The following is an 18,055-nucleotide window of genomic DNA, read 5'->3' as shown; positions in this document are numbered from 1 at the left end:
TACTATATTTATTATGTTCTTGCTTTTCAATGTTGTTCTTTCGCAATATTTTTATTTCCTTTTGAAGAAATTTTAGTTTTTCAAGAAGGGTAATTTTCACCTTTACTTTTTGCATTAACAATATTCATTGGATCTAGATTATATAATTCAGTTGTTCCTTGTTGACTAGTAGTACGATGTAGAACAATAGTTCAAGAGTAAGTTTCTAAGTTATCTGCTGCGCTATAATCAGTGGTAAATGAATCACGAAACATTCAAGCACCACTATAATCTTTACGATATAATTTATCACTAACACCATCAATTATTTCCGCTTTTTCTCAAACAGCTTCAATTTGTTCTAATGTTCAATGGTGAGTAGTAACTTTTTGCACTTCGATTGTTTCTTTTTTTGTTTTTGTGTTTGTTTTCTCTATTATTGGTTGTGTTTCTTCAACAGTTATTGTTGTTGCTTGTTCATTAAAATTAGATGTTTCAGATTCAGAATAACTACTGTCTTTAACATCAAAACCACCTTGATTTTTTGGTTGGTAATTAGTTTCGGTATTAATATTACTTTCTGTTGTTGGTGATTTTGAATATATTGTTGTATCTTCTACACTTGTTTTTTCAACTGTTGGTTCTGAATATATTGTTATATTTTCAATATTATCATTTATTTCTTCTTCATTTGTAATAGATTCGGATTTAAGATTAGTAAGAGTACCTGGTGTTGGTGAAACAGTTTCGGCATGATAGGCACCTTGCGTTGGTGTTTTTGATAGTTCATGATTAGTATAATGGACAGTTGCTGTTGAAGGGTTAGTGATTATTTTTTCTTGTGTTAGATCTTGCTTAAGAACAGTATTGTTAGTTTCTTGGTTTGCTATTTGTTGTTCTTCATTATTTTGAGTTACTGGTATTGGTACGACGTTAGGAAGCGTTATCGTATCATCAACTTCTTGTTTTGCTATTACTGTTTCTTGTTTTGCTTTTGGTTTAGCAATAGGCATTAATAGTGTATTTGATTTGTATTTAGAGGTAATATTAATAATTAATCAAAGACTGTGGATTAATAAAAGTATTGCAAATAGCTCAGCCAACATTCATGGTAAAAAAGTTATTAGAAAGTTACCAGTTGTATTTATTATTTCGCCGTCTTTTTTATTAGCTAAGAAAGTAAAAGTTTTAAATCTAAAAATAAAAAATACAATAAGAAAGATAACAAATATTGCTGAAAAAATAAAACTTATTAAACAAAAAAGTGCTGATACACTATTTTTAGTTTTTAAAAAAATAAAAGGTACGACTACTAATGCTAAAGATAAACCAGAAACTATGAAAACAATAATACTTATTATATTGAAACTAATTTGTAAATTAGAATTAGGCTGTTGTGGATTATTGAATCATTTAATATAGTTATCAACTGCATCTCGACCAATAGTTGCTCATAAAGCCCAACCTATCATTAAACTTGTAGTAATTAGAAGACCATTAATAATAATTGTTAATTTGCTATATAGACCAATACGATAAATTTTTGGTTCTTTCATTGAACTAGAATTTATTTCCTCTATCATAAAAATACCCCAATCTATTTTTAATATACTTACTCTTTTTATAATTATATCAAATTAAAAATTAAGATAGTGTCGTGTAATTAATTGGACTGGAAAAATGAATAATATTAATATATTATTCTAATTAATATTGGTTTTTTAAATAAAATGAAAGTCTTTTTATTAAGATTATAATATTTACTTACATTTTATAGTGTTAATAAAATTAGTAACAAGCATATTTATTGATAGACTAAAAAAATAAACTATAATTTTAATTACTAATCGGACTTCTCCCCACATGTACTTGTGGAGGGAATAATGAAACTGAATGAATTCAAAAATGCTTTTCAAACTGAACAGCAATGTCTTGCATATATAGCAAATTTGAAAGAAAACAAATGTATTAGGTGTTTTAGTTTTAATTTGAATACTTCTGATTTAAAAAGAATGAGATGTTTAAAATGTAATCAAACATTTAGCATTCTCACAGGCACCATATTTTCAAGGTCACAAACATCTTTAACATCTTGGTTTTATCTTATCTTTAGATGAATAAACACCAAACATGGAATTCCATCAACAGATATTGCAAAAGAATTGGGAGTGACTTTGAAAACTGCTTGAAGAATGACTCATAAAATCAGAACACGTATTGCAAAACAAAAACCTCAATTTATTGTTGAAGGTACAGTGCAAATTGATGAAATGTATCTTTCACATATGGGTTTTAAAAAACAAGGAAGATCCTTGGTGAATAAAACCTTGATTGTTGGCATTTATCAAAAAACAACCAATAATTTAATTGTGAAAGTATTGAAAAACGCAAAGAGTAAAAATCTTTTGCAGTTTGCAAAAAACCACATTTCTTCAAAATGTCTTGTATATACTGATTCTTGAAAAGGATATTGCGATTTTAAATCAGTTTTCACTAAGCATGAAACAGTTAACCATCAAGATGGCTATGTTTCAAAAATTGGTGTAAATACCAACCAAATTGAATCAGTTTGAAAACATATAAGAAGAACATTTAAAACACATATCAAAGTTGCAAAACATCATGTTCATTTATATGCTAAAGAAGCTGCATATAAATTCAACAAGATACCTAGTTTTGAAACTGTAATTCTATGTTTGATTTAAAAATGTGGGGAGAAGTCCGTTTGAAAGTTATATAATAACACATAAGTAGTTACAAAATACTTAGATTTTAGAGAAAGGAGAAAGTATTAAAGAAGGGAGAAATAGAAAGAAATATGCAATTTTATTTACAAGCTGATGTTGGTCAAGCTGTTATAAATACATTAAAAGCTTGAGGATTTTTAAGTGCAATTTTAGCAACGATATTTGTAATTTTTTTAGGTTGATTTTTAACGAAGAGAGGGACATTTAAAAAAGACTGAGAAGGGTTTTAATTAAAATTGTTATGGTTGTTGGTTTACCATCTTTAGCTTTTGATGGTTTTATGACAAATACAACAACAGAGCAAGTTAAAACGCAAGTTGCAATTTTACTAGTTGGTTTTTTATTCTATATGATACTGGGAATAGTTGCTAAATTGGATGGGTTACACTTTATTGGACACTAATTACATAGACAAGTGAACAAAGAAAGGAACTATAATTATGGCCAATATTAACTCATATACCGATGAATTTAAAAAACAAATAGTAGCTTTATATCAAAGTGGCAAATCAGTATCTTGCCTTGTTAAAGAATATAATGTTACAAGAGCAGCTACTTACAATTGAATTAAGCAATTTACTAATTCAGGTAGTTTTAAAACTAAAGATAATCGTTCTGTTGAAGAAAATTAATTAATTAAATTAAGAAAAGAATTAAAACAATTAAGAATGGAAAATGATATTTTAAAGCAAGCAGCACTAATAATAGGCAGAAAGTAGAGATTATTGCAAATAATAAATCTAAATATAAAATTCGCACAATGTGTCATTTTTTAAAAATCTCTAAATCAACATATTATTTTAATTTAAAGAAAAAAAATAAAATTCAAAATAATATTTATGAACAAGCTGTTATTAGTGCTTTTAAAAAAAATAAAGAAGTTTATGGTACTAGAAGATTAAAAGTCATTCTAGAAAACCAAGAAATTTATTTATCAAGACGAAAAATTAAAGAAATTATGAATAAACATAATTTAATATCAAAATACACTAAATTATCATTCAAAAATTATCATAATAAAGTCAATGATAGTCAAATAACCAATCTTGTTAATAGAAACTTTAATAATAGAGTTAAAAATGAAGTTATTGTTAGTGATTTAACTTATGTTCAAGTAAATGGTAAGTGAAACTATATTTGTTTATTAATTGACCTATTTAACCACGAAATAATTGGACATAGTGTAGGTACTAAAAAAGATGCATCATTAGTATATCAAGCATTTATGCACTCAAATCGCTGTTTAAAAGATATTCAAATATTTCATAGTGATCGCGGTAATGAATTTAATAATAAAATTATTGATAAACTTTTACTATCATTCAATATTAATCGCTCTTTAAGCAAAAAAGGTTGTCCTTATGATAACGCTGTTGCTGAAGCAACCTTTAAAACTTTCAAAACCGAATTTATTAATGATAAAAATTTTACATCATTAATCCAATTAAAATTAGAATTATTTGATTACATCAATTGATATAACAACATAAGAATTCACGGCACTTTAAACTACTTAACTCCAGTTAATTATCAAAAACAAATGTCTACAAAAAAATAGTCCTAAAAAGGGTTGCCATTCCACTAGTGGTCAATATTTTTCACCATTACGATTAGATAATAAATTTCCACCATTGTTTAAAGTAACAAAAACTTTAGAGGCATTATGTACGCCATTAGCATGATTGGCAATTGGAATTACTTTAGCAAAAGGTAATTTTAAAGATGCTGCACAAGATAAAAAAGTATGATTTGGAATGGTAATGAAAATTATTTTTGCACCATTATTTGGATTAGCATTAGTTTGTGCAGTTGCGGCAATTGGAAAAGAAACTGGAGCATGAAAATTAGATACTGTTGGATTAGGCGTTATTGTAATCATGTTAGCAGCCCCCCCAGCATCAGTTATTGTTGCCTATTAAATTGCTTATAAAAAACAGCCATTGTTAACAAGTAATTTAACATTAATTGCTACATTATTTTCAATTATTTCATTACCATTTTGAGTAATTATTACTACAGCGATTGGCGCAACACCGTTATTTAGTTAAAATATAAAAAAAAGAAAGGGAATAAAAATATGGCAAAAAAAATTAAAATGGTTTGTTATGGTGTTCGTAAAACAGAAAAGCTTTTTTTTGAAACATTAAATAAAAATTATGGATATGATTTAACGTTAATTGAAGAGTATTTAACAAAGGATAATATTGAAACGGCAAAGGGACATGAAGCAGTAATGGTTCGTGCTAATTGTGACTGTTATGAGTAAAATTTATTAAAAATGAAAGAATATGGCGTTAAATATTTATTAACTAGAACTGTTGGTTATAATCATATTGATTTAAAAAAAGCTCATGAATTAGGTTTTGAAATGGCATATGTACCTGGTTATTCGCCCAATGCTGTTAGTGAATTAGCAGTAAGTATGGGAAACGGCTTACTTCGAAATTTATTTTATAGTGCTAATCATCAACAAAATCATAATTTTAAAATTGCTGATTTTATGTTTGCCAAAGAAATTCGTAAGGCTTTTCTCCCTTTATGTACTATTTTAATTTTATCACATAAATGCTGAGAAAAGCCTATCTACGGACTTCTCCCCACATTTTTAAATCAAACATAGAATTACAGTTTCAAAACTAGGTATCTTGTTGAATTTATATGCAGCTTCTTTAGCATATAAATGAACATGATGTTTTGCAACTTTGATATGTGTTTTAAATGTTCTTCTTATATGTTTTCAAACTGATTCAATTTGGTTGGTATTTACACCAATTTTTGAAACATAGCCATCTTGATGGTTAACTGTTTCATGCTTAGTGAAAAATGATTTAAAATCGCAATATCCTTTTCAAGAATCAGTATATACAAGACATTTTGAAGAAATGTGGTTTTTTGCAAACTGCAAAAGATTTTTACTCTTTGCGTTTTTCAATACTTTCACAATTAAATTATTGGTTGTTTTTTGATAAATGCCAACAATCAAGGTTTTATTCACCAAGGATCTTCCTTGTTTTTTAAAACCCATATGTGAAAGATACATTTCATCAATTTGCACTGTACCTTCAACAATAAATTGAGGTTTTTGTTTTGCAATACGTGTTCTGATTTTATGAGTCATTCTTCAAGCAGTTTTCAAAGTCACTCCCAATTCTTTTGCAATATCTGTTGATGGAATTCCATGTTTGGTGTTTATTCATCTAAAGATAAGATAAAACCAAGATGTTAAAGATGTTTGTGACATTGAAAATATGGTGCCTGTGAGAATGCTAAATGTTTGATTACATTTTAAACATCTCATTCTTTTTAAATCAGAAGTATTCAAATTAAAACTAAAACACCTAATACATTTGTTTTCTTTCAAATTTGCTATATATGCAAGACATTGCTGTTCAGTTTGAAAAGCATTGTTGAATTCATTCATTTTCATTATTCCCTCCACAAGTACATGTGGGGAGAAGTCCGATTCGTAATTCAACAATAGGTATTATTGGAACTGGCCGTATTGGTTATCAAGCAGCTAAGGCATGACATGGAATGGGAGCAAAGGTATTGGGATATGATATTTATGAAAGTGATCAAGCAAAAAGTATTCTAACTTATTGTGATTTAAAAACTTTACTTAAATAATCGGATTTAATTTCATTACATTGTCCATATATTAAAGAAGAAAATTATCATTTAGTTGACAAGAGTTTTTTAGCAAAAATGAAGCCTGGATCAGTTTTAATTAATGTAGCTCGTGGTGAATTAATGGATTTACAAGCAGTTTATGATGCAATTAAAAGTGGTCATTTAAAAGGTGTTGGTTTGGATGTTTTAGAAAATGAAAGCAAAGTTTTTTTCAAAGATTTTGCTGGAAAACCAACTCCCGATAATATTACAAATAAATTATTATCATTATATCCGCGTATTATTGTGACACCACATATTGGATCGTATACTGATGAAGCTATTAAAAATATGATTGAAATTACTTATGAAAATTTAAAAGTAATTTTATCTGGTCAAGAATGTAAAAATAAAATTTAATTTAATAATTGATTATAGTTATTTTACATACTTTATATGAAAAAGGTAATATAAATTTTAAAATATACTGATCTATTATGTTATAATAACATCAAACTTAATATAAGTTTTTTACCTATTTACTTTAAAATAAAGTAAATATGTTTTTTATTCTAAATTTCAAATAAGAAAGATTAAAATATATGTCCATTATAGAAAAAAGAGAAAAATTAAATAATAAAGTAAAAAATAATGTTACTCCCATTGAACTTATTGAAGTGGGTGCTGCAGCGGGTAGCACTATTGGAGTTATTACTGGTGCTGCAAAAGTTGTTGGTATTGGTGTTGCGGCTGTTAATTTAGTTGCTTCTACGGTTGCTAATGTTGCTACTAATGTGGCCTCTATTACTTGTGCAGCCGGAGGAGTTGCTATTCTTGGTGCTCCTACTATTATTGGTTTAGTTGCTGGGGGATTTGCTGTTGGTGCCATTAGTGGTGCTATCGGTGGTGGTTTTGAAATAACTCAAATGTTAGCAAAAAAAGATGATGAAAAACAAGAAGAGCAAAAATTAGATTTTGAAGATTCAAAAAAATTATAAATTCAAATTTAGAAAATTTATATTCTTCAACAAGTGTATACAATACTAATACATCAACAATGTAAAAGGTAATTTATTAAAACATATCAATTTCTTCTTTACTAAAAAATAAAATATATTTTTTAAATTTATTACTTTAAAATAAAGTAATAAATTTTATTTTAATTTTATAGTAGAAAAATGAAAAAATTATTCTTTTTATTACACATTTTTACACTAATAATTTTATATTTATTTTATTTATTAAAAATAACGGACTTCTCCCCACATGTACTTGTGGAGGGAATAATGAAACTGAATGAATTCAAAAATGCTTTTCAAACTGAACAGCAATGTCTTGCATATATAGCAAATTTGAAAGAAAACAAATGTATTAGGTGTTTTAATTTTAATTTGAATACTTCTGATTTAAAAAGAATGAGATGTTTAAAATGTAATCAAACATTTAGCATTCTCACAGGCACCATATTTTCAAGGTCACAAACATCTTTAACATCTTGGTTTTATCTTATCTTTAGATGAATAAACACCAAACATGGAATTCCATCAACAGATATTGCAAAAGAATTGGGAGTGACTTTGAAAACTGCTTGAAGAATGACTCATAAAATCAGAACACGTATTGCAAAACAAAAACCTCAATTTATTGTTGAAGGTACAGTGCAAATTGATGAAATGTATCTTTCACATATGGGTTTTAAAAAACAAGGAAGATCCTTGGTGAATAAAACCTTGATTGTTGGCATTTATCAAAAAACAACCAATAATTTAATTGTGAAAGTATTGAAAAACGCAAAGAGTAAAAATCTTTTGCAGTTTGCAAAAAACCACATTTCTTCAAAATGTCTTGTATATACTGATTCTTGAAAAGGATATTGCGATTTTAAATCAGTTTTCACTAAGCATGAAACAGTTAACCATCAAGATGGCTATGTTTCAAAAATTGGTGTAAATACCAACCAAATTGAATCAGTTTGAAAACATATAAGAAGAACATTTAAAACACATATCAAAGTTGCAAAACATCATGTTCATTTATATGCTAAAGAAGCTGCATATAAATTCAACAAGATACCTAGTTTTGAAACTGTAATTCTATGTTTGATTTAAAAATGTGGGGAGAAGTCCGTAGATAGGCTTTTCTCAGCATTTATGTGATAAAATTAAAATAGTACATAAAGGGAGAAAAGCCAAAAATAAAATAAATAATTGTTTTTTTAAAAAAATATTATATAATTTTATTTGTATTATTTAACTTAAAGTTTAGTATAAATAAACAAAAGGAGAAAATAATCAATATGAAAATTGGAAGAAAGTTAAAAACTTTAAGATTGAAACACAATTTAACTATGGAAGAGTTAGGGAAACGTTGTGATTTATCAAAGGGATTTATTAGTCAGTTAGAGCATGATGTTTCTTCACCCAGTATTGAAACACTAAAAAGTATTTTAGACATTTTTGATTGTCCATTATCAACCTTTTTTGCTGGTGAAGTAAAAGAAAAAATAGTTTTTAAATCACAAGATGTTACTGTTAGTGACGAAGAAGATTATCAAATAAAATGAATTATTCCTAATGCTCAAAAATTAACATTAGAACCAGTAATTTTAACTTTAAAACCATTTGGTAATTCAAATAAAATTCCGCCATTTCAAGGTCAGATCTTTGGATATGTATTAAGTGGAACAGTATTTGTTCATTATGGTGCAACGAGAGTAAAAGCAGTAGCTAATGAAGCATTTTATATTAAAGGTAATGAAAAACATTATTTAGAAAATCCCAATAATTCAATTGCAACTATTTTATGAGTTTCAAATCCACCAATTTTTTAAACCATTTAAAGGAGGAAATTATGAGTGTAAATATTTTAGAATTACGTAATATTACCAAAGAATATGATGGTAAAGTTGTTTTAAAAGGAATTAGTTTAAATATTCATGAAGGTGAATTTCTTACCATTCTTGGTCCTAGTGGTTGTGGAAAAACAACATTATTAAGGATTATTGCTGGTTTTGAACAACCAAACAATGGTCAATTATTGTTTAAAGGTAAGGATTTAACTAAAATTCCAATTCATAAAAGAGAAATAAATACTATTTTTCAAAATTATGCTTTATTTCCACATTTAAATGTTTTTGATAATATTGCTTATGGTTTAAAGTTAAGAAAAATTGATCGTGAAAAAATCAAAAAAGAAGTTAAAAAAGCTTTAGATTTGGTTAAATTAAATGGTATGGAAGATAAAGATGTTAATGATTTATCTGGTGGTCAAAAACAAAGAGTAGCAGTAGCTAGAGCATTAGTTCTTAATCCTAAAATTTTATTATTAGATGAACCTTTTGCTGCTTTGGATTTGAAATTACGTCAACAAATGCAAGTAGAATTAAAAAAAATTCAAGAAGAAATTAATATTACTTTTATCTTTATTACTCATGATCAAGAAGAAGCATTTATTATGTCAGATCGGGTAGTTGTTTTAAATCAAGGTCAAATTCAACAAATTGGGACACCACAAGATATTTACAATGAGCCTGAAAATAAATGAACATCACAGTTTGTTGGTAGCTCGAATGTTATTGAAAATGGTGTATTTGTTAATGATTATTGTGTTCGTTTTGACGGTAAAAAATTTGCATGCTCTGATACTGGTTTTGGTGAACAAGAACGTAATATTGATATTGTTATTCGACCAGAAGATATTGATTTAGTTAATGCAGGTAGTGGTTTTTTTGATGGAACTATTAAAACTATTGCTTTTAAAGGATTATTATGAGAAATTGAAATTATTGCTAATAAACGCAAATGGATAGTTCATACTACTGATAATTTTGAAGTAGGTAACCGTGTTGGTTTAAAATGAAATGTTGAAGATATTCATGTTATGTGAAAGGAAATTGAAGAGTAAAATGAAAAATTTGTTTAAACGTAATATTAAAACACAAATTTTAAAATCACAAGATATGTTAGTTAATAATTCAAATCCAGAAAAAATTATTGATAATCAAAATAAAAAAAATTATAGATTTAAAAAATGGTTTAAACTTAAAAAAAATAATGTTTCTTTACAAGAGGTAGCAAAAAATAAATCGAAAATGAAACGAGTAAAAAAGAAAAAAGCATTGTTATGTTGAAAAAAAACAAACCAAAAAATAAGTTTTATTAAAAATAAAATCAAAGATAAATCAGTAAATTTTGGTTTTAAATCATGAGTTACGCTTGCTTATCCATATTTATTGGTGATGGTAATTTTAATTTTATTGCCATTATTAATTGTAATTTTATATTCAATTATTAAAGCAACTAATAATGCTTGAATATTTCGTTTTACATTTAGTAATTTTAATGATTTTTTTAAAGAAAATAGTTATGTTATGGTTTTATTACGTTCAATTGGTTATTCATTTGTTGCCACTTTAATTGCTGTTATTTTTGGTTATCCCATTGCTTATATTATGGCTTTTATGTCCACAAAAATTGCTTCAAAAAATATTTGGGTTTTAGTTACTTTACCAATTTGAATTAACATTTTATTACGTACAATTGGATTACAAATTATTTTTAGTATTTTAGGTCCTAATGTTTTATTAGGAACTCCAATTGGTATTATTTTAGCAATGGTTTATATGTTTATGCCTTTCGTTATTTTACCAATTTATAATTCTTTAGAAAAAACAGATCGCAATTTATTAGAAGCAAGTCAAGATTTAGGAGCTTCTAAGATGAAAACATTTTGAAAAGTTACCTTTCGTTTTTCAGTGCCTGGTATTGTTTCTGGTTTTACTTTAATGATGTTAAGTGCTATGACTTCACTAGTAGTAGTTAAATATATTGGTGAAGGAAAAACTATTTTAATTGCAAATATTATTGAATCATATTTTTATCGTGGTGCTAATTTTGCTTATGGTGCTGCTATTTCTGTTATTTTAGGTATTATTGTTTTAATTATTATTTTTACTTTAAAAGCGATTGGTAGTTGAGCTACTGGTAAAAAAATAGGAGGTATTAATTAATGAGATCTTTTTTTAAAAATAGTTATTTAGCTATTATCTTTTTATTATTTTATACTCCAATTTTAGTTTTAATGATATTCTCTTTTAATGGTGGCGATTCAGTTCGCAGTTGAAATTCTTGATCATTGCAACCTTATTACGATTTATTTCAACAAAGTGAACTTTGAGAATCGGTTAGTGTAACATTAATTGTTGCTTTTATTTCTACTTTTGTTGCTGTTATTATTGGTACGTTTGCAGCTTTGGGTTTAAGTAAAACAAAAAAAATAACACGTAATATTACTTTAGGGATTACTAATATTCCTTTAGTTAATGCTGATATTGTTACTGCTGTTTCTTTAATGTTATTATTTATGGCATTTGGTTTTAGTTTTGGTCTTGGAACATTAATTTTCGCTCATATTTCTTTTAATATTCCTTATGTTATTATTACTGTTTTACCAAAAATTAGATCAATAAATATGTCACAATTAGAAGCAAGTCAAGATTTAGGAGCGACCCCTTGATATACGCTACGTAAAATTGTATTACCAACAATTAAACCGGCAATAATTGCCGGTGCAGCTATTGCGTTTGCTATGAGTTTTGATGATTTTTTAATTTCTTATTTTACTGGCGGTAATACTTCTAACGTTTCAACTTTTATTTATTCTTTAAAACGAATTAAGCCTTATATTAATGCTTTTTCAACAATAATTATTTTATTAATTGCAGTACTTATTATTTCTTGAAATACTTATATTCTTTGCAAAAAACAAATTAAACAACGTAATGAAAAAATTGATAAAGGTATTTATCATGATAAAAAAATTATTAAAACTGAGAAGTTGTTAACTAAATATTATTTACAATTAAATGGTTTTAACTATAAAAAGGTTAAGAGTAAAGGTAGAAAGCGTAAATCATTATATAGTGATGGTAATTTTGAAATTGTAACTGAGCAAGATATTATTAAAATTCAAGATTATATTAAAAATCACCTGAAACTTATTAATCAAATTTCTAAACTTGAAGCAAAACTTGAGATGGAATCAATTTGAATTGAACATATAAAGAATAAGATTAAAAAAAAGAAAGAGTTAAAAGAAGAACGCTCAAAATTAAGAAGAGAGAAGTATCGTTTTTTACTATGACCGTGAAAATTAATTATGATTAGTATCATCTTATTATCAAGTTTTATTAGTTTGGGTGCTTTCTACATTTATACTAATGTTTATGATTTATCAATTGCTAATTGAGGCGAATATATGAATCCCAATATTTTAAAAGAATTTGAAAATAAATATCAAGTTAAAATAAAATATTCAACTTTTGATGATAATGAATCATTGTATGCTAAATTGTATACTACTAGTTATGATGTAATGGTTCCTAGTGATTATATGGTGGCTAAATTAGCAAGTGAAGATAGACTTTTTCCAATTGCATCAAAAAATTCTGCAGGTGATATTGAATATGATAGTAGAATTGATTTTAATCCCAAAGAGGATATAAATCATGATTTATATGAATTAATGAATAATTATCGAGTTGAAAATAGTGATGGAATTTTAAATAAATTTGGTTTAAATAGTTATAGTATTCCTTATTTTTGAGGTGATGTTGTATTAGTAATTAATACTACTAATACAAATAATCTTAGTGATCTTGGTATTAAAGCTGATGGTTCAAATGTTCAATGAAGTGTTTTAACAGATGCTGCAAAATTGGGTAAACGTATCGTTTTAAATGATGATATGCATAACTTATTTATGACTGCGCTTACTGATTTACACTATAAAAATAAATGAGGAGAAAATACTGGTTCAGGTCAATATAATCAAGTAGGAAATGAATTTTCTGATAATATTAATGCTCATAGTCCAATTGAAATTAAAGATGCAAGTGATTGGTTAGAACCAGTTGTCAAAAATAAAAATACAAAATTATTAAATGATGATATTTTTGATGAAATTAGTAATGAAAATAAGTGGGATGTAGCAATGATGTATAACGGTGATTTATTATCTGCAATTGCTGATGATCCTGCTTCTTATAATGGTAAGTACCTTGTTGTTAGACCATATATGGGGACTAATGTTTGAAATGATGATATGGTAATTAGTAAAGATTCTCCTCATAAAGATTTAGCTTTTAAATTTATTAATTATATAATGCAAAAACAAACACAAGTTGATTTAAGTAGTGAATTTGGTTATACCTCACCTTTACAAGCAGCTATGGATGAAGTTAGTACTAATTTTTCAGCAGAAATTTGAAAGCATGTATATATTCCAAAAAATGGTCAATTACCTGATCCATTAGATCCAAGTAAGCATCATGAAGGATATTTTAACGGTTTATATACTCGTAGTTTTGACCCACAAATGCAAACTGCTTATAATAGATTATTAGCACGTTAATAAAATAAATTGTAATATTAAGTTTAAAAAAATATAAAAAAATATTGTAACTTATAGTATAATTTAATACGAAAGGGGTTAATTCATTGTGGCACGTCGTAAAAAGTGAGAAAAAGAAGACAAAGAAAAAATATGAAACTATTCTATTCAAAAAATGGAGAAATATTTTAAAGGATTATCTGAATTTTGAACATTGAATGTGCAAGCTCCTTGTCCGTGATGTTGTTTGCCAATGATAAAAGGTGCTTATCAAGGTGAACAACCAACTTCAGCATTTGCTTGAAATATTGATCACATTGATGGTGATCCAAATAATAATAGTTTAGAAAATTTACAACCAATGCATGTTGAATGTAATATTAAAAAAAATTAATCATAAATTAAAAATTCAATGACTATTTAATTCAATCATTGAATTTTTAATTTAATTTTTATCTTAATTAAGAAAAATTATTTTGAAAATTATTTTACTATTAGTGTTCTTTTTAATTAAAAATATTCAATCTTTTTTTAAAAAGAATATTGTCTTTTTTTATAATAAGTGTAATATTATTTTTAAGGACAGATTATTTCTTTCCTTATAATTTTAATATGTGTATAGCAAAGTTTATATAATTATTAAAATTATTAATATTAAAATATAAAAACTAAATTTAATTGGTTTACTTTAAACCTTAGTTTTATTTTATTAAAACTAAGGTTTAAACTATTTTAATATTTTTTCCTATTTTAATATTTTAGTTAAAAATAGCAAGTTAAAGCGTTAAGCTATATTTTTCACTTTAGATTATTTAAAAAATAATGCTAGGAAAGGATTGTTAAAATGAAATATAAAATAAATAGTAATATCCCGAGTAAAGATATGGTTAATCAGGATAAACATAAAAAAATAAAAACAGGATCTAATTCAATATATACAATTAATGTTAAAAAAAATAAGAAGAAAAGAATCTTATTATTTTCGTTGTATTTATTAGCATTTGGTTCTACAACAGTTACTACAATATTACTCTTACATACTACTGCTGCTTTCAATAATTCTGAATTTAATCCTAATTCTAATAATAAATTATGAGATGATTATTATCAAAAACATCATCGTAACTCTAAACCTATTAGTTTAAATTCTACTATTGCTTATTTTATTAAATCAACAAATATTGTTAATTTTAATGTTATTGAAAATCCTGCTGATAATGGTAATATTGATTTTACAAATGTTTTAAGTAGTATTGATAATAATTTACAAAAAACTGATCCTAAAATTGAAAGTGATATTGATAATGATAATTCAAATTTATTACCAATTAATTTTTTCTTAAATGCTAATTATAATCCAGCAGTTAAGTTTACTGTTGGTAAGGATAAAAAACCGATAACTAATACTTCTTTTATTTTGCCAAAGAACTTTAATGAGTCTAAAAGTTATGTTTTAAATTTAACAACTAATGATCAAGCATCAATTTTTGGTATTGAAAATACTAACATTAATATCGAAATTAATATTAATATTATAAATCAAGTTGCAATTAATATTGCTAGTTTACCAGTTAACTTTCCTGATAAAATTATTAATATTACTAATCCTGAAAATGCTACTATTGATTCAATAAAAGATAAATGATTAATTCCAACAATTCAAGATCAATTTGCAACAACTTTAAGTAAAGCATTAAATGTACCCAAAAAAGAAATTAAACCTAGTTATTACAAAATTGAATTTCAAAATGGTTCAGAATCACAAAACTTTACTAAAAGTGTTCCTGTTCAATTTTCAATTACATCTTTAGATAATAATCCTTGAAACTTTACAGGAAAAAAAGATGATTGCACTATAAATGTTAAAAATGATATTGCTGATTTAAGTAGTATGAAAGAATTAACTAATGAAATTGAAGCACAATATAATAATGATAAAGATAATAAAAACTTTCAAATTACTTTAGATAATCAAAAAGATAAAAATGGTAACTATATTAATGCTGATGTTAGTTTATCAGAAGATAATCTTAAATTTATTAATGATCAAATTATTAAAGGTGTTCAAACAATTTGTCAAAATTATTTCCAAAAAAATTATTCAGATCTTAATATTGAAGATAGTGATTATACAATATCAACAAATTTAAAAGTTGGTGATAATATCTTTAATAATAAGTTAGGTAAAAATATTGAAATAAAAATAACTGCTAGTCCTAATGATCATAAATTAACAAAAAGTTTAGATAGCATTAAGGCAATTGTTCATGGTCATAATAAAAATAATATTACCGGTAATTATTCTTCACCAAATGATTTTGCATTAAAAGGTATTTGATTAAAAGATGGTCAAGATGCAAATATTTTACAAGAAGGTCAACATTTTTATGAACAAGATAATTTATTAGGTAATTGAATTACTAATAAAGATAGTTTATTAAATACAATTAATAACAATTCTTATCGTCCAGTTGAGAATGCATTTACTGGACAGTTCACTATTAATTATTTATTAGATGGTGACACAAAACCAAGTGGTATGTCAGTTGATATTAGTAAAGATATTAAAGTTGGTAAGGTAAATAATTTCTGAGATTTAATTACTCAAACAAAAAGTATTTTTCTAGAAACCGATGTTGCAGTAACAACAAAATCGGGTTGAGAGTTAAATAATGTAAAACTAGTATTTACTGACAGCGAAACACAACCAACTAAAGATAATACACTTTATATTCTTGATTTATCAGAAAGATTTGCTGGCAAAACTATTAGTGATCGTGCTAGTTTAACATTCCCTGATTTTAATTTTAATTTTAATTACCAGTTAGTAAGTTAAAAAAAGGAAAAAATAATATGAAACAATTACTAATCATTTTAAGTACATTAACAACATTAACTTTAACAAGTGGTAGTATTATTAATACTATTGATGATACTAGTACTACCATTAATAAATTATTAGCAAATAAATCATCAATAAGTGATTCTGTAACTTCATTATTTAATAATCAATATGGTTATTTAAATGATAGTGATATAATAACTAATCAATCAATAACTGATCATAAATATTATAGTTATGATACTAGTCATGCTAATTATTTATTAAGTGATGGTAAGACATCAGCACGAACATTATTTACTGTTGATAATAAAGGTGAATTAGTTTATAAAAAAGATGCTATAATACCAGCAAAAGATAAAGTTGATGTTAATAATACTAAACAAGAAATGTTTAGTCATAAAAAAATTGATAGTGTTAATAATATTTATAATCCATATAGTAAAAGTGAATATTCTAACAAATATTTTAGTGGTGATAATACTGATTGACAATATATTCAATTTGGTGGAGTTGAAAAACATATTGATATTTCACAACAAGTAGGTGCTGATAAAGTTGAACATAGCAATAGTTTAAGTGAAACATTAGGTTTATATTATATTGCAAAAGCAGCACGTGAAAATAAAATTACTAAAGTAGTAGCTGTTAATTTAGGAAGATATTTTATGAGTCAAACAAGTATTAAAGATAGTTTTAATAAAGATTTAACTAGTAAAATTATTAATTTAATTAGTACTAATAATAATATTTGGCTTTTCTCCCTTTATGTACTATTTTAATTTTATCACATAAATGCTGAGAAAAGCCTATCTACGGACTTCTCCCCACATTTTTAAATCAAACATAGAATTACAGTTTCAAAACTAGGTATCTTGTTGAATTTATATGCAGCTTCTTTAGCATATAAATGAACATGATGTTTTGCAACTTTGATATGTGTTTTAAATGTTATTCTTATATGTTTTCAAACTGATTCAATTTGGTTGGTATTTACACCAATTTTTGAAACATAGCCATCTTGATGGTTAACTGTTTCATGCTTAGTGAAAACTGATTTAAAATCGCAATATCCTTTTCAAGAATCAGTATATACAAGACATTTTGAAGAAATGTGGTTTTTTGCAAACTGCAAAAGATTTTTACTCTTTGCGTTTTTCAATACTTTCACAATTAAATTATTGGTTGTTTTTTGATAAATGCCAACAATCAAGGTTTTATTCACCAAGGATCTTCCTTGTTTTTTAAAACCCATATGTGAAAGATACATTTCATCAATTTGCACTGTACCTTCAACAATAAATTGAGGTTTTTGTTTTGCAATACGTGTTCTGATTTTATGAGTCATTCTTCAAGCAGTTTTCAAAGTCACTCCCAATTCTTTTGCAATATCTGTTGATGGAATTCCATGTTTGGTGTTTATTCATCTAAAGATAAGATAAAACCAAGATGTTAAAGATGTTTGTGACCTTGAAAATATGGTGCCTGT

Annotated in this window: 19 protein-coding genes and 2 pseudogenes; 17 read left to right on the top strand and 4 right to left on the bottom strand. The window is 25.8% G+C overall.

The genetic code is table 4. The features are described from left to right. Positions 1-11: 11 nt before the first annotated feature. On the bottom strand, positions 12-1,535 hold the full coding sequence (locus tag AACL02_RS04530; protein WP_339043015.1) for a hypothetical protein: 1,524 nt from the start codon (positions 1,533-1,535) through the stop codon (positions 12-14). A 333-nt stretch (positions 1,536-1,868) separates the two neighbouring features. On the opposite strand from AACL02_RS04530, the gene AACL02_RS04525 reads away from it, so the two are divergent. The 7 genes and pseudogenes from AACL02_RS04525 to AACL02_RS04495 all read left to right on the top strand — a co-directional run bounded on the left by AACL02_RS04525 (position 1,869) and on the right by AACL02_RS04495 (position 5,346). After that, a complete protein-coding gene (locus AACL02_RS04525; protein ID WP_339043587.1) occupies positions 1,869-2,684 on the top strand; it encodes an IS1595 family transposase in 816 nt (271 codons plus the stop codon). A 113-nt stretch (positions 2,685-2,797) separates the two neighbouring features. Continuing rightward, positions 2,798-2,956 (top strand): hypothetical protein, encoded by a 159-nt coding sequence (locus AACL02_RS04520; protein WP_339043013.1) that lies wholly within the window; start codon positions 2,798-2,800, stop codon positions 2,954-2,956. A gap of 11 nt (positions 2,957-2,967) precedes the next feature. Further along, the gene (locus AACL02_RS04515) at positions 2,968-3,129 is read left to right on the top strand and encodes a hypothetical protein (protein ID WP_339043011.1); all 162 of its coding nucleotides are present in this window, start codon (positions 2,968-2,970) and stop codon (positions 3,127-3,129) included. A gap of 37 nt (positions 3,130-3,166) precedes the next feature. Further along, positions 3,167-4,284: pseudogene (locus tag AACL02_RS04510) on the top strand (IS3 family transposase). Positions 4,285-4,357: 73 nt separating this feature from the next. Beyond that, positions 4,358-4,645 (top strand): hypothetical protein, encoded by a 288-nt coding sequence (locus AACL02_RS04505; protein WP_339043009.1) that lies wholly within the window; start codon positions 4,358-4,360, stop codon positions 4,643-4,645. A 158-nt stretch (positions 4,646-4,803) separates the two neighbouring features. Beyond that, positions 4,804-4,992, top strand: a complete 189-nt coding sequence (locus AACL02_RS04500) for a hypothetical protein (RefSeq protein WP_339043007.1) — start codon at positions 4,804-4,806, stop codon at positions 4,990-4,992. 12 nt (positions 4,993-5,004) lie between these two features. Continuing rightward, entirely contained in the window at positions 5,005-5,346 is a 342-nt protein-coding gene (locus tag AACL02_RS04495) for a hypothetical protein (RefSeq protein ID WP_339043005.1), read from the top strand. Here the strand turns inward: AACL02_RS04495 and AACL02_RS04490 are convergent. Then, a complete protein-coding gene (locus AACL02_RS04490) occupies positions 5,332-6,153 on the bottom strand; it encodes an IS1595 family transposase (RefSeq protein WP_339043003.1) in 822 nt (273 codons plus the stop codon). The genes AACL02_RS04495 and AACL02_RS04490 overlap by 15 nt on opposite strands. Here AACL02_RS04490 and AACL02_RS04485 point away from each other — a divergent pair. Together AACL02_RS04485 and AACL02_RS04480 are read left to right on the top strand one after the other, a co-directional pair. Continuing rightward, positions 6,099-6,755 (top strand): annotated as a pseudogene (locus AACL02_RS04485) (NAD(P)-dependent oxidoreductase). The gene AACL02_RS04490 and the pseudogene AACL02_RS04485 sit on opposite strands and share 55 nt — an antisense overlap. Positions 6,756-6,937: 182 nt before the next feature. Continuing rightward, a complete protein-coding gene (locus AACL02_RS04480) occupies positions 6,938-7,333 on the top strand; it encodes a hypothetical protein (protein WP_339043001.1) in 396 nt (131 codons plus the stop codon). Positions 7,334-7,544: 211 nt separating this feature from the next. Here AACL02_RS04480 and AACL02_RS04475 read toward each other — a convergent pair whose 3' ends face one another. Further along, positions 7,545-7,676 (bottom strand): hypothetical protein, encoded by a 132-nt coding sequence (locus AACL02_RS04475; protein ID WP_339042999.1) that lies wholly within the window; start codon positions 7,674-7,676, stop codon positions 7,545-7,547. Between AACL02_RS04475 and AACL02_RS04470 the strand changes: the two genes are divergently transcribed. The 8 genes from AACL02_RS04470 to AACL02_RS04435 all read left to right on the top strand — a co-directional run bounded on the left by AACL02_RS04470 (position 7,622) and on the right by AACL02_RS04435 (position 17,348). Then, on the top strand, positions 7,622-8,443 hold the full coding sequence (locus AACL02_RS04470; RefSeq protein ID WP_339040763.1) for an IS1595 family transposase: 822 nt from the start codon (positions 7,622-7,624) through the stop codon (positions 8,441-8,443). The genes AACL02_RS04475 and AACL02_RS04470 overlap by 55 nt on opposite strands. A 188-nt stretch (positions 8,444-8,631) precedes the next feature. Continuing rightward, entirely contained in the window at positions 8,632-9,165 is a 534-nt protein-coding gene (locus AACL02_RS04465; RefSeq protein WP_174481534.1) for a helix-turn-helix domain-containing protein, read from the top strand. A 20-nt stretch (positions 9,166-9,185) separates the two neighbouring features. Beyond that, positions 9,186-10,238, top strand: a complete 1,053-nt coding sequence (potA, locus tag AACL02_RS04460) for a spermidine/putrescine ABC transporter ATP-binding protein (protein ID WP_286640486.1) — start codon at positions 9,186-9,188, stop codon at positions 10,236-10,238. A 1-nt stretch (position 10,239) separates the two neighbouring features. Next, on the top strand, positions 10,240-11,343 hold the full coding sequence (potB, locus tag AACL02_RS04455; RefSeq protein ID WP_339042996.1) for a spermidine/putrescine ABC transporter permease: 1,104 nt from the start codon (positions 10,240-10,242) through the stop codon (positions 11,341-11,343). After that, positions 11,343-13,745, top strand: a complete 2,403-nt coding sequence (locus AACL02_RS04450) for an extracellular solute-binding protein (protein ID WP_339042994.1) — start codon at positions 11,343-11,345, stop codon at positions 13,743-13,745. The genes potB and AACL02_RS04450 overlap by 1 nt, the downstream gene beginning before the upstream one ends. Before the next feature lie 88 nt (positions 13,746-13,833). After that, on the top strand, positions 13,834-14,118 hold the full coding sequence (locus tag AACL02_RS04445) for an HNH endonuclease signature motif containing protein (RefSeq protein ID WP_252319983.1): 285 nt from the start codon (positions 13,834-13,836) through the stop codon (positions 14,116-14,118). A 450-nt stretch (positions 14,119-14,568) separates the two neighbouring features. After that, entirely contained in the window at positions 14,569-16,560 is a 1,992-nt protein-coding gene (locus AACL02_RS04440) for a hypothetical protein (protein ID WP_339042992.1), read from the top strand. Positions 16,561-16,577: 17 nt separating this feature from the next. Then, positions 16,578-17,348, top strand: coding sequence for a hypothetical protein (locus AACL02_RS04435; RefSeq protein WP_339042990.1), 771 nt, complete (start codon positions 16,578-16,580; stop codon positions 17,346-17,348). 53 nt (positions 17,349-17,401) lie between these two features. Here the strand turns inward: AACL02_RS04435 and AACL02_RS04430 are convergent, their stop codons facing one another. Then, positions 17,402-17,914 carry an IS1595 family transposase gene (locus tag AACL02_RS04430; RefSeq protein ID WP_339043585.1) on the bottom strand — a complete coding sequence of 171 codons (513 nt, stop codon included), beginning with the start codon at positions 17,912-17,914 and terminating at the stop codon, positions 17,402-17,404. Positions 17,915-18,055 lie beyond the last annotated feature (141 nt).

The organism is Spiroplasma endosymbiont of Apeira syringaria (assembly GCF_964020205.1).
GTDB classification, from domain to species: Bacteria; Bacillota_I; Bacilli_A; order Mycoplasmatales; family VBWQ01; genus Spiroplasma_E; species Spiroplasma_E ixodetis_A.
Note: the sequence above shows the minus strand (reverse complement) of the source record. Positions and strands in the feature narration are given on the sequence as shown.